Source organism: Pseudomonas sp. GW821-FHT02A11 (assembly GCF_059421985.1).
In genome coordinates, this window is the sequence record NZ_JBWKWB010000011.1 from 88,823 (window position 1) to 110,654 (window position 21,832).

Genomic DNA, 21,832 nt, shown 5'->3' on the forward strand with positions numbered 1-21,832 from the left:
GTTGCTTTGCGGTGCAATGCCGCAAAAGACGTCCCGATTCGTTTCACAGCATTTCTGAAAACGACCCGTCTTGATGCAAGTGCGCTGAATGTAGACCTTATTGGTGCAGTTGTCTGCCGTGGATCCCATTATTTTTCCGGATTTGCGCACCGGTCGTCGCTTCGCGTGTTTAGTCACATCCTCGTTCACCGAGCGCGATCATTTTGCTGAATGGTCGTCTATCAAATGTGTCTTCTACCTGTGATTTGCCGGTTTTGTCCGCTGTCGGACGAATTGACAATTGCTGGAATATGGCAGAAGGTAGGCGCACCCAAATCAAACGGGCGTATGAATTGAGCGTTTGCCGTAGGAATGCTCTGACAGACGCTCGAATCGCGTCGACGGGGTAACTGGCGTTTGGTGTTCGCAACCACGAAAACATCGTGATTTGCGCCGGATTTCAGCGTCTGACGCGTATTGTTCAGCTTCCATATCGTGGAGATCAGTTGATGATTTACGAAGGTAAAGCCATCACGGTTAAGGCTCTTGAAAGTGGCATCGTCGAATTGAAGTTCGACCTCAAGGGTGAGTCCGTCAACAAGTTCAACCGCCTCACTCTCAACGACCTGCGTCAGGCCGTCGATGCCATCAAGGCAGACGCGTCGATCAAGGGCGTTATCGTCACCAGCGGCAAGGACGTGTTCATCGTCGGTGCCGACATCACCGAATTCGTCGACAACTTCAAGCTGCCGGATGCCGAACTGGTCGCCGGTAACCTTGAAGCCAACAAGATCTTCAGCGACTTCGAAGACCTCAACGTGCCGACCCTGGCCGCGATCAACGGCATCGCCCTGGGTGGCGGTCTGGAAATGTGCCTGGCTGCGGATTTCCGCGTCATGTCCGCCACCGCCAAGGTGGGTCTGCCTGAAGTCAAACTGGGCATCTACCCAGGCTTCGGCGGCACCGTACGCCTGCCCCGCCTGATCGGTGTCGATAACGCCGTGGAGTGGATCGCGTCGGGCAAAGACAATCGCGCCGAAGATGCCCTGAAAGTGGGCGCTGTCGACGCCGTGGTCGCTCCCGAGAAGCTGCAGGAAGCCGCCCTGGACCTGATCAAGCGCGCCATTTCCGGCGAGTTCGATTTCAAGGCCAAGCGTCAGCCGAAGCTGGACAAGCTCAAACTCAACGCCATCGAGCAGATGATGGCTTTCGAAACCGCAAAAGGTTTCGTGGCAGGCCAGGCCGGCCCGAATTACCCGGCGCCGGTCGAAGCGATCAAGACCATCCAGAAAGCTGCCAACTTCGGTCGCGACAAAGCGCTGGAAGTCGAAGCCGCCGGTTTCGTGAAAATGGCCAAGACCTCGGCTGCCGAGAGTTTGATCGGCCTGTTCCTGAACGATCAGGAACTGAAAAAGAAAGCCAAGCGTTACGATGAAGTCGCCAAGGACGTGAAGCAGGCCGCGGTACTGGGCGCCGGTATCATGGGCGGCGGCATTGCCTATCAGTCGGCGGTCAAAGGCACGCCGATCCTGATGAAGGACATTCGTGAAGAGGCCATCGAACTGGGCCTGAACGAGGCGTCCAAACTGCTGGGCAAGCGCGTCGAGAAGGGTCGTCTGACTCCGGCGAAGATGGCCGAAGCGCTGAATGCGATTCGTCCTACCCTGTCCTACGGCGATTTCGGTCACGTGGACCTGGTGGTCGAAGCGGTCGTCGAGAACCCGAAAGTCAAGCAGGCCGTGCTGGCCGAAGTGGAAGGGCAGGTGGGCGAAGACACCATCCTGGCCTCCAACACCTCCACTATCTCCATCAGCCTGCTGGCCAAGGCGCTCAAGCGTCCCGAGAACTTCGTCGGCATGCACTTCTTCAACCCGGTGCACATGATGCCGCTGGTTGAAGTCATCCGTGGCGAGAAGTCCAGCGAAGTCGCTGTTGCCAGCACCGTGGCCTACGCCAAGAAGATGGGCAAGAACCCGATCGTGGTCAACGACTGCCCGGGCTTTTTGGTCAACCGCATCCTGTTCCCGTACTTCGGCGGTTTCGCCAAGCTGGTCAGCGCCGGTGTGGATTTCGTGCGCATTGACAAAGTCATGGAAAAGTTCGGCTGGCCGATGGGCCCCGCCTACCTGATGGACGTGGTCGGCATCGACACCGGCCACCACGGCCGAGACGTGATGGCCGAAGGCTTCCCGGACCGCATGAAAGACGACCGCCGCTCCGCTGTCGATGCCCTCTACGACGCCAATCGCCTGGGCCAGAAGAACGGCAAGGGCTTCTACGTCTACGAGACCGACAAGAAGGGCAAGCCGAAGAAAGTCGTCGACGCCTCCGTGGTGGAGGTGCTCAAGCCGATCGTTTACGAGCAGCGTGAAGTCACTGACGAAGACATCATCAACTGGATGATGATTCCGCTGTGCCTGGAAACCGTGCGTTGCCTGGAAGACGGCATCGTCGAGACCGCAGCCGAAGCCGACATGGGCCTGATTTACGGTATCGGTTTCCCTCCGTTCCGTGGCGGTGCGCTGCGTTACATCGACGCCGTGGGTGTCGCTGAATTCGTTGCCCTGGCTGACCAATACGCTGATCTGGGCGCTTTGTACCACCCCACTGCGAAGCTGCGTGAAATGGCCAAGAACGGCCAGCGCTTCTTCGAATAAGTGCCCAACGAACAGGTGAGAATATGAGCTTGAATCCGAGAGACGTCGTGATTGTCGACTTCGGTCGTACTCCGATGGGCCGCTCCAAGGGTGGCATGCACCGCAACACTCGCGCCGAAGACATGTCGGCGCACCTGATCAGCAAACTGCTGGAGCGCAACAGCAAGGTCGACCCGGCGGAAGTCGAGGACGTGATCTGGGGCTGCGTCAACCAGACCCTGGAGCAGGGCTGGAACATCGCACGCATGGCGTCGCTGATGACTCAGATCCCGCACACCTCGGCGGCGCAGACCGTCAGCCGTCTGTGTGGCTCGTCCATGAGCGCGCTGCACACCGCAGCTCAAGCGATCATGAGCAACAACGGTGACGTCTTCGTCATCGGCGGTGTCGAACACATGGGCCACGTGGGCATGATGCACGGCGTCGATCCGAACCCGCACATGTCGCTGTACGCCGCCAAGGCGTCGGGCATGATGGGTCTGACCGCTGAAATGCTCGGCAAGATGCACGGCATCACCCGTGAAGCCCAGGACGCGTTCGGCGTGCGCTCGCACCGTCTGGCCCATCAGGCGACCGTGGAAGGCAACTTCAAGGACGAAATCATCCCGATGCAAGGGTATGACGAGAACGGCTTCCTGAAGATGTACGACTTCGACGAGACCATTCGCCCGGAAACCACCCTGGAAAGCCTGGCCGCCCTGAAACCGGCGTTCAACCCAAAAGGTGGTACCGTGACCGCCGGTACGTCTTCGCAGATCACTGACGGCGCGTCCTGCATGATTGTCATGTCGGGCCAGCGCGCGATGGATCTGGGCATTCAGCCAATGGCCGTCATCCGTTCCATGGCGGTGGCCGGTGTCGACCCTGCCATCATGGGTTACGGCCCGGTTCCGGCGACCCAGAAAGCGCTCAAGCGCGCGGGTTTGAGCATCGCTGACATCGACTACTTCGAGCTCAACGAAGCCTTCGCTGCCCAGGCCTTGCCAGTACTGAAAGATTTGAAAGTACTCGACAAGATGGACCAGAAGGTTAACCTGCACGGCGGCGCTATCGCTTTGGGTCACCCGTTTGGTTGCTCGGGAGCGCGTATTTCCGGCACGTTGCTCAACGTCATGAAGCAGAAGGGCGGCACCCTGGGCGTCGCCACGATGTGTATTGGCCTGGGCCAAGGCATTTCCACCGTATTCGAACGCGTTTAATCGGTGTGAGTGTTCAAGCCGGGGCCACGTGCCCCGGCTTTTGTTTTTGTCGGGAAACGATTTTTGAAAGTTTTTTTTCGCGTCAATCCGTGAGGTCCGCAACATGCAGTTGAAGCCAGGTCTTTACCGTCACTATAAAGGCCCCGAGTACCGTGTATTCGGTGTCGCGAAGCATTCGGAGACTGAAGAGGAAGTGGTGTTCTATCAGGCGCTGTACGGCGAATATGGCCTGTGGGTTCGTCCTTTGACGATGTTTCTGGAGTCAGTCGAGGTTGACGGCGAGCAAGTGCCACGCTTTGCTTTGGTCACGGCTGAACCTGACCTTTTTTCACGGTCCTCTGGCGAGACCTTGCAGTAGCCTGTGCTTGACCTCACCTTGTAGCCACTATATATAGCGGGGCCTCGACAGCTCCAACGTCTTTTTTTCTTGCATTAGGAATTTTCCGATCCATGGGCAAATCGCTGGTCATTGTGGAATCCCCGGCTAAGGCCAAGACCATCAACAAGTATCTGGGCAGCCAGTACGTGGTGAAGTCGAGTATCGGCCATATCCGAGACCTGCCCACCAGCGGTTCGGCTAGCGCTGCGAAAGAACCTGCCGCCAAAAAAGGCAAGACCGCTTCCGAAGCGCCCGCACTGACGCCCAAGGAAAAGGCCAAGCGTCAGCTCGTGGCTCGCATGGGTGTCGACCCGGAGCACGGCTGGAAAGCCAAGTACGAGATCCTTCCCGGCAAGGAGAAGGTGATCGAAGAGCTGCGCCGTCTGGCCAAGGACGCCGACACCATCTATCTCGCAACGGACTTGGACCGCGAAGGGGAGGCCATTGCCTGGCACCTGCGCGAAGCCATCGGCGGTGATGACGAGCGCTACAAGCGCGTGGTGTTCAACGAAATCACCAAGAAAGCCATCCAGGAAGCCTTCTCCAAGCCGGGCGAACTGGACATCGACCGCGTCAACGCCCAGCAGGCGCGCCGTTTCCTCGATCGCGTCGTGGGTTACATGGTCTCGCCGCTGTTGTGGCAGAAGATCGCCCGTGGCCTGTCCGCTGGTCGTGTGCAATCGGTGGCCGTGAAGCTAGTGGTGGAGCGTGAACGCGAAATCCGCGCATTCAATCCCGAAGAATACTGGGAAGTCCACGCCGACCTGGGTACGGCCAAGGGCGCCAGTGTGCGCTTTGAAGTGGCTCGCGAGAACGGCGAAGCCTTCAAGCCGTTAAACGAAGCGCAGGCCATGGCTGCGCTGGAAAAACTCAAGGCGTCCTCGTACAGCATCGCCAAGCGCGAAGACAAGCCGACCAGCAGCAAGCCTTCGGCGCCGTTCATCACCTCCACCCTGCAGCAGGCCGCGAGTAACCGCCTGGGCTTCGGCGTGAAGAAAACCATGATGATGGCCCAGCGTCTGTACGAAGCCGGTTACATCACCTACATGCGTACCGACTCGACCAACCTGTCGGCCGACGCGGTGGCCATGGCGCGCACCTACATCGAAACCGAGTTCGGCAAGAAGTACCTGCCGGAGTCGCCCAACGTCTACAGCAGCAAGGAAGGCGCTCAGGAGGCTCACGAAGCGATTCGTCCTTCCGACGTCAACACTCACCCGAGCAAGCTGTCGGGCATGGAGCGTGATGCCGAGCGTCTGTACGAGCTGATCTGGCGCCAGTTCGTCGCCTGCCAGATGCCGCCTGCGCAGTACCTGTCGACCACTGTCAGTGTCGCAGCCGGCACCTTCGAGCTGCGCGCCAAGGGCCGCATCCTTAAGTTCGACGGTTACACCCGTGTGCTGCCGCAGATGAGCAAGCCGGGCGACGACGACGTGCTGCCTGACATGGCTCAGGGCGACGTGATGAAGCTGATCAAGCTCGACCCGAGCCAGCACTTCACCAAGCCGCCTGCGCGTTACTCGGAAGCCAGTCTGGTCAAGGAAATGGAAAAGCGCGGCATCGGCCGTCCTTCGACCTACGCCGCGATCATCTCGACCATTCAGGACCGTGGCTACGTGGCGCTGCACAACCGCCGCTTCTACTCCGAGAAAATGGGCGATATCGTCACTGAGCGTTTGTCCGAGAGTTTCTCCAATCTGATGGACTACGGCTTCACCGCCGGCATGGAAGAGAACCTCGACGACGTGGCCCAGGGCGAACGCGACTGGAAAAACGTGCTCGACGAGTTCTACGGCGACTTCAAGAAAAAGCTTGAGGTGGCCGAAGTCACTGGCGGCGGCATGCGTGCCAACGAGCCGGTGATGACCGACATTCCGTGCAAGGTCTGCGGCCGTCCGATGCAGATCCGCACCGCCTCCACTGGCGTGTTCCTCGGTTGCTCGGGTTACAGCCTGCCGCCCAAAGAGCGCTGCAAAGCCACGGTCAACCTCACGCCCGGTGATGAAATTGCCGAAGACGACGAGGGTGAATCGGAATCGCGCGTGTTGCGTGGCAAGCATCGCTGCCCGATCTGCAGCACCGCAATGGACGCCTACCTGCTCGACGAGAAGCACAAGCTGCACATCTGCGGTAACAACCCGGATTGCGCAGGCTACGAAATCGAAGAGGGCACCTACCGCATCAAGGGCTACGAAGGCCCGAGCGTCGAGTGCGACAAGTGTGGCGGTGAGATGCAATTGAAGACCGGCCGTTTCGGCAAGTTCTTTGGCTGCACCAATTGCAAGAACACCCGCAAGCTGCTGAAAAACGGCGAAGCGGCGCCGCCGAAGATGGACCCGGTGAAGATGCCGGAACTCAAGTGCGAAAAGGTCGATGACACTTACATTCTGCGTGACGGTGCCTCGGGTCTGTTCCTGGCTGCCAGCCAGTTCCCGAAAAACCGCGAGACCCGTGCACCGTTGGTGCTGGAAATCGTGCCGCACAAGTCCGAGATCGATCCCAAGTACCACTTCCTGTGCGAGGCGCCGCAAAAGGACCCCGATGGCCGTCCGGCGGTGATCCGCTACAGCCGCAAGTCCAAGGAGCAATATGTGCAGACCGAAGTGGACGGCAAGCCGACCGGCTGGCGCGCGTTCTACGACGGCGGCACCTGGAAGGTCGAAGACAAGCGTTGATTGCCACTGGCCGCACTGAAAGCGGCTGGTAAGCACAGGCACTTTGCGCTAAAAGAATCCCTCGGTGGCCGTCCTGTGCATCGAGGGATTTTTTTGCCCGCCGTGCTCGTTTCAACTTTCATTGATGGGGAGGCCGCTGTCATGGCCCACGAACTCTACACCCGCACCAACCAGAAGATTTTCTTTGCAGGCCTGGCGCTGGAAGCCATGGCCAAGGCCACGGAAAGCCGGGCCATGAACGCCCAGGGCCTGGTCCAGGCCGAGCGCGAGTCAGCCGTGTTTCATCTGTACGGTGCGTTGTTGGGCCTGTGCCACGAGATCGCAGGTTTCTATCGCCTGCCCAACGCCAGCACGGCCCGCGCTGAAGACCTGCTGACCCCCAAGGTGCTGGAGGCCATCGCGATCCCTGAAATGGGCGAACTGGTCGAATTGGCGCAACAACGGGAAACCTGGCTGGCGCAGCTGCTGGCGTCCTACCACGCACTGTTCCTGCCGCCGCGCGAGCCGAAAAAGCCCAAGGGCGACGTCACGCAGCCGCTGATCATTGCGGTGGGGGCACAAGAGGAGGTCGAGCCCGAGCTGACTCGCGAAGAGATGGAAAGCTGGCGCCAGCAGCTCAAAGGCCTGGCGATTCGTTTCCGTGAAGGGTTGAGCGAGTGCTGATACTTGCCTGGTGATAGAGTGATCGGTGGGCTAGGGCCTGGGTCATCAGGCTGTTACAATGCCCGCCTTTCGTGGAGAACTGTCCTGATGCCAACCTCTTTTCTGGAAATTGTCGAACTGCCTGACGGCCGCATCGAGCTGCGCCGCGCTGAAGATGAAGGGTCTCTCGTGACCTTGAACTTCTCTGAGGATGCCAAGGCATTTCTGCAAGGCCAACACGTTGAAGTCGCCAAGGCGATGCTCAGCGTGGGTGTGCAAATGGCGGGTCGCCTGGCTGAAGGCGAGCTGACCAAGGAAGAAGAGGGGCCTCGCGTTCTGCACTGATCCTGTTCTGGATCAGCCCGGCATTATCTCTATCTGATGGCTTCTCGAGTGAGAAAAGCCTGGCCTGTTGCTGCACCCCTCTTAAAACTCCTGTTCACCCGGCGGACATCAGCCCAGGCGAATGTTCAGGCTTTGTGCGTCCCCGGTACGCGCCGCGCTGATCAGTTGTTGCCTGGCGCTGGCGGATATCGGGTTGATCCAGCTGACCACGGTGTGGCTGCGGCCAAGGCGCAGAGCCTCGCGGGTCAGCTCCAGCGCGGTCTGGGTGCCCCGAGGATGCATCAGGATAATGCGTTCCCGGTTCAGACCTGCGTCCCGCAGCCACGCCTGTGTGACGCTGGAGGGTGGGGCGATGAGGGTGAGCCAGCGATCGTTACAGTCCTGGCTGAGGTCGCGCAGGATGGGCGCCAGGAGGTTCAGGCAGTTCCCGGCAGCGCCGCGCAATGACAATTCACTGAAGACGTCGGGTTCGATGCTCCAGGGCGCTTCGACGATTTCGTCGAGTACCGGGATCTGGCGCAGTGGAACGTCCAGTAGCTGCGTGCCGGGCATCATGAATGCTTCGAACAGCGGCAGTTGAGCATGTTGTTGCGGTGTGTGCGGGAGCTGCATAAACGTTCTCCTTAGCGGCGAATCACGCCGACGCTCAGCCCTTCGATGACCAAGTCCTGATCTTTCAGGTTGACTTCGATGGGGGCGAATTCAGGGTTCTCGGCGATCAGCCAGACCTTGTTGCCCTCGCGCTTGAAGCGCTTGACGGTCACTTCGTCGCCGATACGCGCCACCACGATCTGGCCGTTGCGGGCTTCGCGGGTGGTGTGCACGGCCAAAAGGTCCCCGTCGAGAATGCCGACGTCCTTCATGCTCATGCCGTGGACGCGCAGCAGGTAGTCTGCGCTCGGATGAAAGAAGGCAGGGTTGATGGCGAGGGATTCTTCGATGTGCTGTTGCGCCAGGATCGGCGCACCGGCTGCGACGTGTCCGATGATCGGCAGGCCGCTATCTTCGGCCTTGGCTTCAAAGCCCGGAATGCGAATGCCGCGGGACGCGCCCGGGGTCATTTCGATGGCGCCTTTACGGGCGAGGGCCTTGAGGTGTTCTTCAGCGGCGTTGGGGGATTTGAACCCCAGCTCTTGAGCGATTTCCGCACGAGTTGGTGGGTAGCCGTTGTCTTCCAGACAGCGTTTTATGAAGTCCAGGATTTCGGCTTGGCGTGACGTCAGTTTGATCATGTGCATCGCTCTGTCTTTTTATACAGTGACTGGGATTATATACAGTGATCGCCACTTGGCAATGCTCCTTTTTACAGAGGCTGATTCACAAGGGTGATGCGCATACAGGCGCAGTGGATAAAAGCCGTGATTTGTATGGTTAAATGGCGTGACTGATCAGACAGAAAGCGAACAGCCAGGGTTGACAGGCGGTCGGCTGAAACGTATGTTTCAAACAAGTGTTTGTCAGGCGGATAACCATGGCTCAGTCGGAAACAGTTGAACGAATTCTCGATGCTGCGGAGCAGCTCTTCGCGGAAAAGGGTTTCGCGGAAACGTCGTTGCGGCTGATCACCAGCAAGGCGTCGGTCAACCTGGCGGCGGTCAATTATCATTTTGGTTCCAAGAAGGCGCTGATCCAGGCCGTATTCTCGCGGTTCCTCGGGCCATTCTGCGCCAGCCTCGACAAAGAGCTCGAACGCCGTCAAGGCAAACCCGAGCACAAACCCACGCTGGAAGAACTGCTGGAAATCCTCGTCGAGCAGGCGTTGGTGGTTCAGCCTCGCAGCGGCAACGATCTCTCCATTTTCATGCGCCTGCTGGGCCTTGCATTCAGCCAGAGCCAAGGCCACTTGCGTCGTTATCTGGAGGACATGTACGGCAAGGTCTTTCGCCGATACATGCTCTTGGTCAACGAAGCGGCGCCGCGTATTCCGCCCATCGAGCTGTTCTGGCGTGTGCACTTCATGCTCGGCGCCGCGGCGTTCAGCATGTCCGGCATCAAGGCCCTGCGCGCCATTGCCGAAACCGATTTCGGTGTGAACACCTCCATCGAGCAGGTCATGCGTCTGATGGTGCCATTCCTCGCCGCAGGCATGCGCGCCGAAACCGGGGTCACCGACACCGCGATGATCAGCGCCCAGCTCAAGCCCCGCAGCAAAAGCGCCGCGCCAGCCGCGGCCAAGGCCTGACTGCCCCACCCTCGGGTGCCGCGCATTTGCATCGCACCCGACGATCCCTCACCATGCCGCACTGAGCAATGGTTTGTTGAAGGATCTTTCTATGCGTTCTGGCCTGCAAGGCTCCCTGATGGTGGATATCGCCGGTACGTGGCTGACTTCCGAAGACCGTCAGTTTCTGCGTCAGCCCGAAGTGGGCGGCCTGATCATTTTTGCCCGCAACATTGAAAGCCCTCGGCAGGTCCGCGAGCTGAGCGCCTCGATCCGGGCGATTCGGCCCGATCTGTTACTGGCCGTGGATCAGGAGGGCGGTCGCGTCCAGCGTCTGCGTCAGGGCTTTGTGCGTCTGCCGGCGATGCGGGCGATTGCCGATAACCCCAACGCTGAGTTTCTGGCCGAGCACTGTGGCTGGCTGATGGCGACTGAAGTGCTTTGCACAGGTCTGGATTTGAGCTTCGCGCCAGTGCTGGATCTGGATTACCAGCGCAGCGCTGTCGTGGGCACGCGTTCGTTCGAGGGCGATCCGGAGCGCGCAGCGGTATTGGCCGGTGCTTTCATCAAGGGCATGAACGACGCTGGCATGGCCGCCACCGGCAAGCACTTCCCGGGGCACGGCTGGGCTGAAGCGGACTCTCACGTCGCCATTCCCACCGACGAGCGCAGCCTGGAAACCCTTCGCGCCAATGACCTGGTGCCGTTCGCGCGCCTGAGCAAGCTGCTGGCTGCAGTGATGCCTGCCCACGTGATCTATCCGCAAATCGACTCGCAACCGGCCGGTTTTTCCCGTCGCTGGCTGCAAGACATTCTGCGCGGCGAACTGGGTTTCGATGGCGTGATCTTCAGCGACGACCTGTCAATGGCCGGTGCTCACGTGGTGGGGGATGCAGCGAGTCGTATCGAGGCCGCGCTGACGGCCGGTTGCGACATGGGCCTGGTGTGCAACGACCGTGCGGCCGCCGAGCTGGCCCTGAGCGCTGCTCAACGGATGAAGATCACACCGCACGCGCGAATCGCGCGGATGCGCGGTCGGGGTCTGGCGACCACCGAGTATCGGCAGCACCCACGCTGGCTGGCGGCCTTGAGCGCGCTACGTGAAGCTCAACTGATCGATTAAGCTGGATCACCCTCCAGGCGCGGGCATCATGCTTCGCGCCTGTCTGGCTCGGGCTTATACCCCTGGGCGCAGGCTCAGCTGCAACAAGCCTTCAGTGTTCAGCGCCACGCGGTATTCGTCGTAACTGATGAGCGAAGGGTGCGGGGTGTCGATCCCGTGTTTGTGTGTGGCGGCGATGACCATGACCTTGGCGCCCGCCGCTTCTGCCGCTGCAATACCCGCCGGCGCATCTTCGAACACCAGACAATCGTGAGCCCGGACGCCGAGTTTTTTTGCGGCCAGTTCAAAGCAGTCCGGCGCCGGTTTGCCGCGTTCGACGTCTTCTGCTGCGACCATGATTTTCGGCAGCGGCAGGCCTGCCGCCTGAATCCGTCGCTCGGCCAGCAGCCGCGGCGCAGAGGTCACCACAGCCCAGCGGTCGTCAGGCAAGGCGGCGAGAAACTTCGCCGCGCCCTCGATTGAAATCACGCCCTCGACGTCATCGGTCTCCCTCTGTGCGAGCAGCTCTGCCTCACGTATCGGGTCGACGCCCGGCAGGTTCAGACGCCGCAGGGTGTCGACGCAACGCACACCGTGAATCGTCGAAAGCAGCTCCTCGACATCCAGCCCCTTGCTCTGCGCCCATTGCGTCCAGACGCGTTCAGCAGCGGCGATGGAGTTGGTCAGCGTGCCGTCCATGTCGAACAGAAAGGCGGCGAAGGTGTGCTGCTCAAGCATTAAGGTGGCTCCCTGAGTGATCGGTTGGCCCGCGATCCTAGCACGCGCCTGGCGTGCGTCGGCCAGACGGTCATGGCGCGCGCCTCCTCGAAGTCTATTGTTTGAACTCGGGAGTGGCATTCATCGGCTGAGGACGAACTCATGAACACCAGCGATCTGCTGGAACAACTCTTGCGCGCCAGTCAGGGGTCGGCGACGCAACACGCGGGTGGTGCGGGACAGGGCGGGCTGGGCGGTTTGCTCGGTGGTTTGCTGGGCGCGGGCTCTTCCCGTTCCGGATCTGGCGGGGCGGGCGGACTGGGCGGTCTGCTGGGTGGTCTGTTGAGTGGCGGTAGGTCGGGGGGACCGGGTGGCGGGTCATCACAATCCCGCTCAGGCGGGACGAATTACGCGATGCTGGCTTCCTTGGGCATGATGGCGTTTCAAGCGTATCAAGCCTGGCAACGGCAGCAGGCATCGGTTCCTCAGCAGCCTGCAGCGCCGCAGCAGACCTCCGTAGCGCACGGTCGATCTGCTGGCCGGGCCGGATGTGGAGGAGCACAGCCACGCGATCCTGCGCGCGTTGATCGCAGCGGCCAAGGCCGATGGCACGATCGATGAGCGGGAACAGGCGCTGATCGGAAAGGAAATCGATCAGCATGCTGACGATCCGGATTTGCAGACGTGGCTCAAAGCCGAGGTGGCCAAGCCGCTGGATGCCATCGAGGTTGCTCAGGCGGCGATTGGCGAACCGGGCATGGCTGCGGAGATGTACCTGGTCAGCGTCCTGCTGGTGGATGACCAGCAGGAGGCCGAGCGCAATTATCTGGATGAACTGGCAGTGGCGCTCAACATTGACCCGGGTCTGCAAGTCCATCTCGAGCAGCAGGCCAAGGGCGGTGCTTGAACGGCCCTCAATACCTGCGTCAGTGTCCAGCGCGCAAATCCGTTGCGCGGGATCACTCTTTCATCACTTTTTGTGCTTTAGTCGATTGCCAGCGCAGGCCCTGTTCTGGCATCGACGGCGTGAGCGTGGACAGATGCAGGAGGGCAGGAGCGGCTACGCTCGGAAGTCCCTGAAAGTCAACGCCAAATGGTTCAAAAAGTTGTCCACGAAAAGCGTGAATATCTCTGTGGATAACTTTCTGTAAGCCCTTAAATGCAAGGGCTTACTCACAATGATCGTTTAATGATCAGTTCTTTCAATGGCGCCGATGCGGCTCGCCAATTGTCAGAAAGTGGTTCAGAACAAGACCTGCCAAAGGAGGTTTCGGGGCACGATGCCGCGAGGGGGCGAGTTCGGAGGAAGGGTTCAGTGCTCGTTCTGGCTCTGAGGCGGCAGGTCATGACAGGAATGGACTCTCGCCCGGCCAGAAAGGCTAAAAGGACTACGTCGATACGAAGATCGCCCCGGTCAACGCGCTGCAAGGGCGCTTCGACGGGGCGATTTTTTCCGGCTTAAGCGGGCCCGATCCAGTCAGGATTCGGCCCACTCCACATCGGTCAGACCGAGTTGTTCGGCCTTGGGCTTGCTGACTTTCGGCACTTTGTCCGAACGGTACTTCGGTATCTGCCCGAATCCTGCGTCCACGGAGGCCCAATGCCAGGCAGAGGCGTTGTCCATGGTTTCGGCGCTGATATAGAAGCTTTTGTACTTACCGTGCAGCAGGTAATCGATTCTGAAATGCTTGTACTGTCCCACTCTTGCAAACCTCCCTATCAGTCGCTCACAGTTCGTTGAGTCGCTGCCGACGGGAAAATTCACTCGAATTAACGCTTTTGCTACCAAACGGATACACGCAGTACAGAAGGGTGATCCTGGGGCGTGCAGATGTGAACAAATGGATGGGCGAGTCAGCTTCGGGAGGCGAATCTTCGACTGGCTTTAATTCAACCCTCATCCCTGATAGCAGCAGGGCTTGCAGGCGGCTGCGATCTTTCGAGCGCTACCGCCGCAAGCCGTGCTGCTACAGCGTGCGTTGATTGAGTTTATTGACTGGAAAACTTGAACACGGTCGTCTGGCTGTACGCCTTGCCTGGGTCGAGCCGGGTGGACGGGAATTTCGGCTGGTTTGGCGAATCCGGGTAGTGCTGGGTCTCCAGGGTAAAAGCGCCCCAATGCGGGTAAATCTTGCCAGCCTTGCCCTTCACCGTGCCGTCGAGGAAGTTGCCGGTGTACAGCTGCACCCCTGGCTCGCTGGTGAACAACTGCAGGCGTCGCCCGGATTTCGGGTCGACCACATCCGCTGCCAGCGTCGACACCTTGCCTTTGTTGTCCAGCACCCAGTTATGGTCGTAGCCGCCCTGAGTCGGTTCGGCGAACTTGAGCTGCTGGTTGTCCTCACGAATGCGTTTGCCAAACGCCACAGGCTTGAGGAAATCGAATGGCGTGCCAGTCACTGTAGGCAGCTCCCCTGTGGGAATCAGCTTTTCGTTGACCGGGGTGTAGTGGCTGGCGTGGACGATGGCCACCTGATCGAGGATGTCGCCATTGCCTGCGCCTGCGAGGTTGAAATAGCTGTGGTTGGTCAGGTTCAGCACCGTCGGCTTGTCGGTGGTGGCGTGGTACTGAATGCGCAGCTCGTTCTTCTCGTTGAGGCTGTAGGTCACTTCGGTTTTCAGCGTCCCTGGGAAGCCCATTTCCCCGTCAGCCGAAACGTAGGTCAGCTTGACGCCCACCCAGCCCTTGTCCTTGACCTGCTCGGCTTTCCACACCTGTTTGTCGAAGCCTTTGGTGCCGCCATGCAAGGCGTTGGTCTTGTCGTTCTGCGGCACCTGATAGGTCTTGCCGTCCAGCGTGAATTTGCCGTCGGCCAGGCGGTTGCCGAAGCGGCCGATGGTGGCGCCGAAATACGACGTGCCGTCGAGGTAGCCCTCCAGATCATCGAAGCCCAGCACCACGTCTTCGGTCTTGCCGTGTTTGTCCGGGATCAGCAGTGACTGCAGCGTGCCGCCGTAGGTGATGACCGTGGCCTGCATGCCGAGGCTGTTGCGCAGGGTGTACTTCTCGACTGTCGTGCCATCCGGCATTTTGCCGAAAGTGGCGTGTTCAGTGGAGAGGCCGGCGGCGGCACTGGCTTGCAGTGCGCTGACCAGCAACGAAAGTCCGATAGCAGGGATAAGCGTCTTCCTCATTACGTCGTTCCTTTTTGTTTTTAGAAGCAGCGGCAAGTTTCAAGCTTCAAGCTGCAAGTGGGTCGACTTGACGTTTGTCGTCAGCTTGGTGTTGAAGATTGGTATTACTAATTTATGGCTTTAACGGTCTAAATTCGCGTGTAAACGACAAAACCTCTCGATTTAAAAATTAATTGTAATACTATTTAACGATGCTCAAGCCCCTGAGCAGCTGCCAAACAGGTTTAGCCCAGCTTTTAGCGGTTGTACAGGCGTTTGACACGCAATCATATGATGATTAGCCTCGATTCGCGGAGCGGTTGACACGAGCGGACCGCGAAAAGGGGTGTATTGATGAGCAACAGTTTTCACGCGTCGACGGTAGACCGTCTGGGCGCCTGGATTGCTCACGGCAGCGTGGCGCCGGGGCAGTCATTGAAGGTCGAAGCGGCATTGGGTGAGGAGTTCGGGGTCAGTCGAACCGTGATCCGCGAGGCCATCAAGACCCTGGTGGCCAAGGGCATGCTCGAAGTCGGCCCCAAGGTCGGTACGCGGGTATTGCCACTGCGCAGTTGGAACCTGTTCGACCCGCAGGTGGTCGGGTGGTTGGCGGACAAGGGGCTGCCGAAAAGCTTTGTGATGGACCTGCTGGATCTGCGTCGGGCCATCGAGCCCATGGCCGTGCGTTGGGCCTGTGAGCGCGCGACCCGGGAGCAGATCGTCGAGATTCAGGCGGCGTATCTGCAATTGGCGGCCAGCGTCGCTGACAAGGGCGATTACAACCACGCCGACCAGCGTTTTCACGAGGCGGTGCTGGCGGCCAGTCACAACCGCTTCATCGAGCAGATGCTGCCGGCGATGGGCGCGCTGCTGGCGATCTCTTTCGAGGTGTCGTCGGCGGTGCCGGGCGAGTTGGGTCGCACGCTGCCGCTGCACAAGGATCTGGCGGACGCGATCGCGACGCGGGATTCGGCGCGCGGGGTGTGGGCCTGCATGAGCCTGATCGAAAACGCCAGCGAGGTGATTTCCCGCTCGCTGGCGCAGTGAGATTTGCAGAACAGTACAGCAACAAGGCAATCGGGGCCCCGCGCCCTGAACAAGAATAAAAACAGGACAATCGTTATGAAATGGCAGCCGGTCAGTGACCAGCGTTTCAAATTGGCCGAAGGGCCGTTCTGGGACGACATCCATCAGAGCCTCTACTGGGTGGACATCGCCGGGTTTCGCGCCCTGCGTCTGCATCAGAGGCAGGTGCGTCACTGGCAGTTCAACGAGCCAGTGTCAGCCTTCATTCCCACTGTCAAAGGCGATGCGTTGGTCACCCTGGCCAGTGGCGTGTACCGCCTGAACCTCAACTCTCCCGCTGGGCATCCCGAACTGACGTTGCTGTGCGTGGCCGACCCCGTGGAAGGCAATCGCGCCAACGAAGCGCGTTGCGACAGTCGCGGCCGCCTGTGGCTGGGCAGCATGCAGAACAACCTCGATGCCGAGGGGGGCGACCTGCCACTGGAGCGCCGTTCCGGCGGCCTTTTTCGGATCGACGCCAATGCGCAGGTCACGCCGTTGCTCAGCGGTCAGGGCATCGTCAACACCTTGCTCTGGGCCGAAAACGACACGGCGCTGCTGTCCGCAGATAGCCTGGACGGCGTGATTTATCGCTACCCGATCCAAGCCGATGGCTCGCTCGGCGACCGGCGAATCTGGGCGGCGCAGCATGAGCGCGGCGTGCCCGACGGCTCGGCGATGGACGCCGAAGGCTACGTCTGGAATGCCCGCTGGGGTGGCCATTGTCTGATCCGTTTTGCCCCGGACGGCAGCGTTGATCGCATCATCGAGTTGCCGCTGAGCCATCCCACCAGCTGCGTGTTCGGTGGCCCTGACATGACCACGCTGTTCGTCACCAGTGCTCGCCCCGACAGCGATGCGCTGGCGTGGGATGGCGGGGTGTTGCAGGTCGAAACCGGCGTTCGCGGATTGGCCTTGCAGCGGTTTTCCGGCTGAGGTGTATCAGCCGCTTACAGGAGGTGTGACACTCGGTTACATAGACGCCATTGATAATATGATAAGACTGTAATCAGTCGATTGGCCTGTCGCGTTTTTCACGCCCAGGCTGCTACGACACTCACTGCTGGACGCTGTAGCTAGTCAATAAAAATAAGGAGTTAGCTATGTTGAGTCGCCACGGGATTCGTTCCCTGTGCTGTGCCGCTGTTGCCACTGCAATCGTTGGAATGAGCGGTGGCGTGACTGCCGCCGACAAGGTCAAGATTGGTTTTCTGGTCAAGCAGGCTGAAGAGCCTTGGTTCCAGACCGAATGGCAGTTCGCTGAAAAAGCGGGTCAGGATCACGGCTTCGAAGTGATCAAGATCGCCGTGCCAGACGGCGAGAAAACCCTCACTGCCATCGACAACCTGGCCGCCAATGGCGCCAAGGGCTTTGTCATCTGCCCCCCTGATGTTTCCCTCGGCCCGGCCATCGTCGCCAAGGCCAAAGCGAACGATCTGAAAGTCATGTCCGTGGACGACCGCTTTGTCGACGCCAAGGGCAAGTTCATGGAGGACGTGCCGTACCTGGGTATGGCGGCGTTCGAGGTCGGCCAGAAACAGGGCGCGGCCATGGCCACCGAAGCCCAGCATCGCAAGTGGGACTGGAAAGAAACCTACGCGATCATCAACACCTACAACGAGCTGGACACCGGCAAGAAGCGCACCGACGGTTCGGTTGATGCCCTGAAAAAAGCCGGTCTGCCGGAAGACCACATCCTCTTCACTCCGCAGAAAACCCTCGACGTGCCAGGCAGCATGGACGCCACCAACGCGGCCCTGCCAAAACTGCCCAGCGGCGCGAAAAACCTCATCGTCGGCGGAATGAACGACAACACGGTCCTGGGCGGCGTGCGCGCCACCGCAGGCGCAGGGTTTGCGCCGGACAACGTGATCGGCATCGGCATCAACGGTACTGACGCCATCGATGAACTGAAAAAAACAAAAAGCGGCTTCTTCGGCTCGATGCTGCCAAGCCCGGACAAAGAGGGCTACAACACCGCTCTGCAGATGTACGAGTGGGTCAGCACCGGCAAGGAGCCGCCCAAGTACACCGCCATGGACGACGTGACCCTGATCACCCGCGAGAACTTCAAGGACGTGCTGACCAAGATCGGTCTGTACAAGTAATCCGCGGCGCACATCGGCAGGCCTGACCGGTGACGTCGGGCCTACATCTGCAAGGCCTCGCTGCACTCACAAGGTGGGGCGAGGAGGAGGTGGTTCATGCAACAGGCTCCTGCGTTACACACGCAACAACTCACCGGCGGCAGTCTGCGCTTCAACGGGATCGGCAAGACCTTTCCTGGCGTGAAAGCGCTGTCGGACATCAATTTCGAAGCGCGTCCCGGCAGCGTTCATGCGCTGATGGGCGAGAACGGCGCGGGCAAGTCGACCCTGCTGAAGATCCTTGGCGGCTCGTACCAGCCCAACAGCGGCGATCTGCAGATCGGCGATCAGCACCTGGCGTTCAAGTCCACTGCCGACAGCATCGCGGCCGGGGTCGCGGTGATTCATCAGGAGCTGCATCTGGTCCCGGAAATGTCGGTGGCGGAAAACCTGCTGCTCGGTCACATGCCCAACCGCTGGGGCATGGTCAACCGGCGCGCGATGGTGCGTCGTGCCCGCGAACTGCTCAAGGGCCTGGCCGATGAAATCGACCCCAACACCCGCCTCGGTGACCTGTCGCTGGGGCAACGGCAACTGGTGGAAATCGCCAAGGCCATGTCGCGCAACGCTCACGTCATCGCCTTTGACGAGCCCACCAGCAGTCTGTCGGCGCGGGAGATCGATCGCTTGATGGCGATCATCGTCAAGCTGCGCGACGAAGGCCGAGTGATTCTGTATGTGTCTCACCGCATGGAAGAGATTTTCCGCGTGTGTGACGCCGTCACCGTGTTCAAGGACGGCCGCTTCGTGCGTACGTTCGAAAACATGGCCGATCTGGATCATGATCGTCTGGTCACCTGCATGGTGGGCCGCGACATCCAGGACATCTACAACTACCGCCCACGCCAGCATCAGGGCCCGAGCTTGCGCGTCACCGGCCTAATGGGGCCGGGCTTGCAGGAGCCGGTGAGCTTTGCGGTGGAGAAGGGCGAGGTGCTGGGCTTTTTCGGTCTGGTCGGGGCCGGTCGTACCGAGCTGTTCCGCTTGCTGTCGGGGCTGACCCGCAGTCAGGCCGGAACGCTGCAGCTGGACGGCAAGCCGCTGAATCTCAGATCCCCACGGGACGCGATTTCTGCCGGCGTGCTGCTGTGCCCCGAGGACCGCAAGAAGGAAGGCATCGTGCCGCTGTCCAGCGTCGCCGAGAACATCAACATCGGTGCGCGGCCTCGTCATGTGCACTTGGGTTGCCTGATTCAGGGCCGGTGGGAACGCGACAACGCCAGGCATCAGATTCGCGCGATGAACGTCAAAACCCCTTCGCCGGAACAGCAAATGCTGTTTCTCTCAGGTGGCAATCAGCAGAAGGCCATTCTCGGTCGCTGGCTGTCGATGCCGATGAAGGTGCTGCTGCTCGACGAACCCACCCGGGGCATCGACATCGGCGCCAAATCGGAAATCTACGACATCATCCATAACCTCGCCGCCGACGGCATCGCGGTGATCGTGGTGTCCAGCGATCTGATGGAAGTCATGGGCATTTCCGACCGCATCCTGGTCATGAGCGAAGGCGCCATCACCGGCGAGCTTTCTCGCGATGAGGCCAATGAACAACGGTTGTTGCAATTGGCATTGCCGCGTACCCGCGGCTGATATCTGGCACAAGACAGTGAAAAATAAAAACGAGGTGCGTATGACTACCGAAACCAGCAGCCTGACGGCTCCCCGCCAAGGCATGAACATGCGTCGATTCATCGACGACTGGGCCATGCTTCTGGCCGCATTGGGCATCTTCGTGCTCTGTGCCTTGCTCATCGACAACTTCATGTCGCCCCTGAACATGCGCGGTCTGGGCTTGGCGATTTCCACCGTCGGTATCGCCGCGTGCACCATGCTGTTCTGCCTGGCATCGGGGCATTTCGACCTGTCGGTCGGTTCGGTGCTGGCGTGCTCGGGGGTGATCGCCGGGATCGTGATTCGCGACACCGACAGCGTGTTTTTCGGCGTCTCGGCAGCACTGGCCATGGGTTTGGTGGTGGGGCTGATCAATGGCATTGTCATTGCCAAACTGCGCATCAATGCGCTGATCACGACGTTGGCGACCATGCAGATCGTGCGCGGCCTGGCTTACATCTTCTCCAACGGCAAGGCCGTGGGCGTGGGCGACGAGGGGTTTTTCGTGTTCGGCAATGGCCAGCTGTTCGGCGTCCCGGTGCCGATCCTGATCACCATCGTCTGCTTCGTTTTCTTCGGCTGGTTGCTGAACTACACCACCTATGGCCGCAATTCGCTGGCCATCGGCGGCAACCAGGAAGCGGCGTTGCTGGCAGGTGTCCACGTTGATCGCACCAAGATCATCATCTTCGCGGTGCACGGCCTGATCGGTGCGCTCGCCGGTGTGGTGCTGGCCTCGCGCATGACCTCGGGCCAGCCGATGATCGGCCAGGGCTTCGAGCTGACAGTGATTTCTGCCTGTGTGCTGGGTGGCGTGTCCCTGAGCGGCGGCATCGGCATGATTCGTCATGTGATCGCCGGGGTGTTGATTCTGGCGATCATCGAGAACGCCATGAACCTGAAGAACATCGACACCTTCTACCAATACGTGATTCGCGGCACGATCCTGCTGCTGGCGGTGATCATTGACCGGTTGAAACGCCGGTAACAGCGTTCGTTGTTCACGATGTGAAGCAATACCCCTAACTTGTGGGAGTGAGCTTGCTCACGAAAGCCATGTGTTTGCCGAAGAAGATCTTATGGCTGTACAGGCTTCTTCCTGAGCAAGCTCACTACCACAGCCAGCGCTTTGAAAGCTTCGGCGCACATTGCCGACACGCTGTCAGTCAGTGTCACATCGACCATCTACACGCTCTTGGCGATCAGCCGTCGAACCGTGGATTCAAAACTCGCTTGAGCCGCGGGGCTCACCTTGCCCCACGAGGACGTGTGGCAGACGCCGATGCGAGGTTTATGATCATTCGGTAGCTGGCGCCACTGTGGCGCGTTGGCCATGACCGAGGTCAGCAATGCCACGTCTTCGACGCAGCGGCCGAAACCACCTACGGTGTCCAGCGATTCGCTTAGGCTCTTTACGCCTGCGCGAGAAATCAACCCGAAAACTGGGCTTGAAACCGACAATGCCGCAAAAGACAGCAGGGCGAATGATCGACGCTGCCGTTTGTGTACCCAGCGCTAACGGCAGCATGTGCGCGGCCACCGCAGCAGCCGAACCACTGGAGGAACCGCTGGGTGTGTGGGCAGGGTTGTGGGTTGCGCGCAGGGCCGGGGGTGAAGGTGGCAAATTCGGTGGTAACGGTCTTGCCCAGCACGATCGCTCCGGCGTTCCGGCACAGCGCCATGGCCGCTGCGTCAAGGGGCGGTCGGTGTTCCTGATAGCGGGGCGAGCCATATCCGGAGCGGAAATCACGGGTGTGAACAGGTCTTTCACGGCCAGCGGCAAACCGTGCAGGGGCCGCGAAGCGGGCCCTGATCCAGCAGCTTTGCGTGGGCCATCGCGGCCTTGGCGTCGTATTCGCGCCAGGCCTGTACTTCGGGTTCACGGTGTTCAATCACGTCCAGGCAAGCGCCGAGCAAGGCTTGTGCGGTCTGTTCCTTGCGTTGCAGAAGGCGGGTGGCGGCGCTAGCGGCCAAGGGGCACGGTCATGTCCGGATGGCTGGATCGAGAGCATTGATCATGCCCGGGAAATCAACACTTG

At 60.1% G+C, this 21,832-nt stretch carries 20 protein-coding genes and 2 pseudogenes; 14 read left to right on the forward strand and 8 right to left on the reverse strand.

Annotated features, from left to right (window positions below; genetic code table 11):
* Window positions 1-488: 488 nt before the first annotated feature.
* From fadB to AC07V9_RS17165, 6 genes are all read left to right on the forward strand, one after another.
* A complete protein-coding gene (gene fadB, locus AC07V9_RS17140; RefSeq protein WP_495016856.1) occupies window positions 489-2,636 on the forward strand; it encodes a fatty acid oxidation complex subunit alpha FadB in 2,148 nt (715 codons plus the stop codon).
* A 23-nt stretch (window positions 2,637-2,659) separates the two neighbouring features.
* Window positions 2,660-3,835 (forward strand): acetyl-CoA C-acyltransferase FadA, encoded by a 1,176-nt coding sequence (gene fadA / locus AC07V9_RS17145; RefSeq protein WP_346831384.1) that lies wholly within the window; start codon window positions 2,660-2,662, stop codon window positions 3,833-3,835.
* A gap of 103 nt (window positions 3,836-3,938) precedes the next feature.
* A complete protein-coding gene (locus tag AC07V9_RS17150) occupies window positions 3,939-4,193 on the forward strand; it encodes a DUF1653 domain-containing protein (RefSeq protein ID WP_495016857.1) in 255 nt (84 codons plus the stop codon).
* A 92-nt stretch (window positions 4,194-4,285) separates the two neighbouring features.
* Window positions 4,286-6,889 carry a type I DNA topoisomerase gene (topA, locus tag AC07V9_RS17155; RefSeq protein ID WP_495016858.1) on the forward strand — a complete coding sequence of 868 codons (2,604 nt, stop codon included), beginning with the start codon at window positions 4,286-4,288 and terminating at the stop codon, window positions 6,887-6,889.
* A 141-nt stretch (window positions 6,890-7,030) separates the two neighbouring features.
* Window positions 7,031-7,552, forward strand: coding sequence for a DUF6586 family protein (locus AC07V9_RS17160; protein ID WP_495016859.1), 522 nt, complete (start codon window positions 7,031-7,033; stop codon window positions 7,550-7,552).
* A gap of 87 nt (window positions 7,553-7,639) precedes the next feature.
* A complete protein-coding gene (locus AC07V9_RS17165) occupies window positions 7,640-7,876 on the forward strand; it encodes a hypothetical protein (RefSeq protein ID WP_093467610.1) in 237 nt (78 codons plus the stop codon).
* 108 nt (window positions 7,877-7,984) lie between these two features.
* On the opposite strand, the gene sulA is transcribed toward AC07V9_RS17165, so the two are convergent.
* Together sulA and lexA are read right to left on the reverse strand one after the other, a co-directional pair.
* A complete protein-coding gene (sulA, locus tag AC07V9_RS17170) occupies window positions 7,985-8,488 on the reverse strand; it encodes an SOS-induced cell division inhibitor SulA (protein WP_495016860.1) in 504 nt (167 codons plus the stop codon).
* An 11-nt stretch (window positions 8,489-8,499) separates the two neighbouring features.
* Window positions 8,500-9,108, reverse strand: coding sequence for a transcriptional repressor LexA (gene lexA, locus AC07V9_RS17175; RefSeq protein WP_495016861.1), 609 nt, complete (start codon window positions 9,106-9,108; stop codon window positions 8,500-8,502).
* A gap of 239 nt (window positions 9,109-9,347) precedes the next feature.
* Here lexA and AC07V9_RS17180 point away from each other — a divergent pair, with 239 nt between their 5' ends.
* Entirely contained in the window at window positions 9,348-10,058 is a 711-nt protein-coding gene (locus tag AC07V9_RS17180; RefSeq protein ID WP_495016862.1) for a TetR/AcrR family transcriptional regulator, read from the forward strand.
* A gap of 103 nt (window positions 10,059-10,161) precedes the next feature.
* Complete coding sequence (gene nagZ, locus AC07V9_RS17185) at window positions 10,162-11,160, forward strand: beta-N-acetylhexosaminidase (RefSeq protein ID WP_495016933.1); 999 nt, start codon at window positions 10,162-10,164, stop codon at window positions 11,158-11,160.
* 54 nt (window positions 11,161-11,214) lie between these two features.
* Here the strand turns inward: nagZ and AC07V9_RS17190 are convergent, their stop codons facing one another.
* Window positions 11,215-11,877 (reverse strand): HAD-IA family hydrolase, encoded by a 663-nt coding sequence (locus tag AC07V9_RS17190; protein WP_495016863.1) that lies wholly within the window; start codon window positions 11,875-11,877, stop codon window positions 11,215-11,217.
* 141 nt (window positions 11,878-12,018) lie between these two features.
* Here AC07V9_RS17190 and AC07V9_RS17195 point away from each other — a divergent pair.
* Window positions 12,019-12,763, forward strand: a pseudogene (locus tag AC07V9_RS17195) (tellurite resistance TerB family protein).
* Between the two features lie 570 nt (window positions 12,764-13,333).
* On the opposite strand, the gene AC07V9_RS17200 reads toward AC07V9_RS17195, so the two are convergent.
* Both AC07V9_RS17200 and AC07V9_RS17205 read right to left on the reverse strand, forming a co-directional pair.
* Window positions 13,334-13,558 carry a DUF6555 family protein gene (locus tag AC07V9_RS17200; protein WP_495016864.1) on the reverse strand — a complete coding sequence of 75 codons (225 nt, stop codon included), beginning with the start codon at window positions 13,556-13,558 and terminating at the stop codon, window positions 13,334-13,336.
* 287 nt (window positions 13,559-13,845) lie between these two features.
* A complete protein-coding gene (locus AC07V9_RS17205; RefSeq protein WP_495016865.1) occupies window positions 13,846-14,991 on the reverse strand; it encodes an aldose epimerase family protein in 1,146 nt (381 codons plus the stop codon).
* Between the two features lie 333 nt (window positions 14,992-15,324).
* Here AC07V9_RS17205 and AC07V9_RS17210 point away from each other — a divergent pair, with 333 nt between their 5' ends.
* From AC07V9_RS17210 to araH, 5 genes are all read left to right on the forward strand, one after another.
* Window positions 15,325-16,017, forward strand: a complete 693-nt coding sequence (locus tag AC07V9_RS17210; protein ID WP_495016866.1) for a FadR/GntR family transcriptional regulator — start codon at window positions 15,325-15,327, stop codon at window positions 16,015-16,017.
* 75 nt (window positions 16,018-16,092) lie between these two features.
* Window positions 16,093-16,971, forward strand: a complete 879-nt coding sequence (locus tag AC07V9_RS17215) for an SMP-30/gluconolactonase/LRE family protein (protein ID WP_495016867.1) — start codon at window positions 16,093-16,095, stop codon at window positions 16,969-16,971.
* 167 nt (window positions 16,972-17,138) lie between these two features.
* Window positions 17,139-18,143 carry a substrate-binding domain-containing protein gene (locus AC07V9_RS17220; RefSeq protein ID WP_495016868.1) on the forward strand — a complete coding sequence of 335 codons (1,005 nt, stop codon included), beginning with the start codon at window positions 17,139-17,141 and terminating at the stop codon, window positions 18,141-18,143.
* Window positions 18,144-18,239: 96 nt separating this feature from the next.
* Window positions 18,240-19,772 (forward strand): L-arabinose ABC transporter ATP-binding protein AraG, encoded by a 1,533-nt coding sequence (gene araG, locus AC07V9_RS17225; protein ID WP_495016869.1) that lies wholly within the window; start codon window positions 18,240-18,242, stop codon window positions 19,770-19,772.
* 40 nt (window positions 19,773-19,812) lie between these two features.
* Window positions 19,813-20,781, forward strand: coding sequence for an L-arabinose ABC transporter permease AraH (gene araH, locus AC07V9_RS17230; RefSeq protein WP_495016870.1), 969 nt, complete (start codon window positions 19,813-19,815; stop codon window positions 20,779-20,781).
* A 197-nt stretch (window positions 20,782-20,978) separates the two neighbouring features.
* Here araH and AC07V9_RS17235 read toward each other — a convergent pair whose 3' ends face one another.
* The 3 genes and pseudogenes from AC07V9_RS17235 to AC07V9_RS17245 form a co-directional block, all read right to left on the reverse strand.
* A complete protein-coding gene (locus AC07V9_RS17235; protein ID WP_495016871.1) occupies window positions 20,979-21,254 on the reverse strand; it encodes an amidase family protein in 276 nt (91 codons plus the stop codon).
* Window positions 21,241-21,607: pseudogene (locus AC07V9_RS17240) on the reverse strand (amidase family protein); the annotation flags it as partial. The gene AC07V9_RS17235 and the pseudogene AC07V9_RS17240, both read right to left, overlap by 14 nt.
* Window positions 21,561-21,767, reverse strand: coding sequence for a hypothetical protein (locus AC07V9_RS17245; RefSeq protein WP_495016938.1), 207 nt, complete (start codon window positions 21,765-21,767; stop codon window positions 21,561-21,563). The pseudogene AC07V9_RS17240 and the gene AC07V9_RS17245, both read right to left, overlap by 47 nt.
* Window positions 21,768-21,832 lie beyond the last annotated feature (65 nt).

Excerpts from the sequence above, each read along its gene's own strand:
- fadB (WP_495016856.1), top strand. The coding sequence starts at position 489 with ATGATTTACGAAGGTAAAGCCATCACGGTTAAGGCTCTTGAAAGTGGC.
- fadA (WP_346831384.1), top strand. The coding sequence starts at position 2,660 with ATGAGCTTGAATCCGAGAGACGTCGTGATTGTCGACTTCGGTCGTACT.
- AC07V9_RS17150 (WP_495016857.1), top strand. The coding sequence starts at position 3,939 with ATGCAGTTGAAGCCAGGTCTTTACCGTCACTATAAAGGCCCCGAGTAC.
- topA (WP_495016858.1), top strand. The coding sequence starts at position 4,286 with ATGGGCAAATCGCTGGTCATTGTGGAATCCCCGGCTAAGGCCAAGACC.
- AC07V9_RS17160 (WP_495016859.1), top strand. The coding sequence starts at position 7,031 with ATGGCCCACGAACTCTACACCCGCACCAACCAGAAGATTTTCTTTGCA.
- AC07V9_RS17165 (WP_093467610.1), top strand. The coding sequence starts at position 7,640 with ATGCCAACCTCTTTTCTGGAAATTGTCGAACTGCCTGACGGCCGCATC.
- sulA (WP_495016860.1), bottom strand. The coding sequence starts at position 8,488 with ATGCAGCTCCCGCACACACCGCAACAACATGCTCAACTGCCGCTGTTC.
- lexA (WP_495016861.1), bottom strand. The coding sequence starts at position 9,108 with ATGATCAAACTGACGTCACGCCAAGCCGAAATCCTGGACTTCATAAAA.
- AC07V9_RS17180 (WP_495016862.1), top strand. The coding sequence starts at position 9,348 with ATGGCTCAGTCGGAAACAGTTGAACGAATTCTCGATGCTGCGGAGCAG.
- AC07V9_RS17190 (WP_495016863.1), bottom strand. The coding sequence starts at position 11,877 with ATGCTTGAGCAGCACACCTTCGCCGCCTTTCTGTTCGACATGGACGGC.
- AC07V9_RS17205 (WP_495016865.1), bottom strand. The coding sequence starts at position 14,991 with ATGAGGAAGACGCTTATCCCTGCTATCGGACTTTCGTTGCTGGTCAGC.
- AC07V9_RS17210 (WP_495016866.1), top strand. The coding sequence starts at position 15,325 with ATGAGCAACAGTTTTCACGCGTCGACGGTAGACCGTCTGGGCGCCTGG.
- AC07V9_RS17215 (WP_495016867.1), top strand. The coding sequence starts at position 16,093 with ATGAAATGGCAGCCGGTCAGTGACCAGCGTTTCAAATTGGCCGAAGGG.
- AC07V9_RS17220 (WP_495016868.1), top strand. The coding sequence starts at position 17,139 with ATGTTGAGTCGCCACGGGATTCGTTCCCTGTGCTGTGCCGCTGTTGCC.
- araG (WP_495016869.1), top strand. The coding sequence starts at position 18,240 with ATGCAACAGGCTCCTGCGTTACACACGCAACAACTCACCGGCGGCAGT.
- araH (WP_495016870.1), top strand. The coding sequence starts at position 19,813 with ATGACTACCGAAACCAGCAGCCTGACGGCTCCCCGCCAAGGCATGAAC.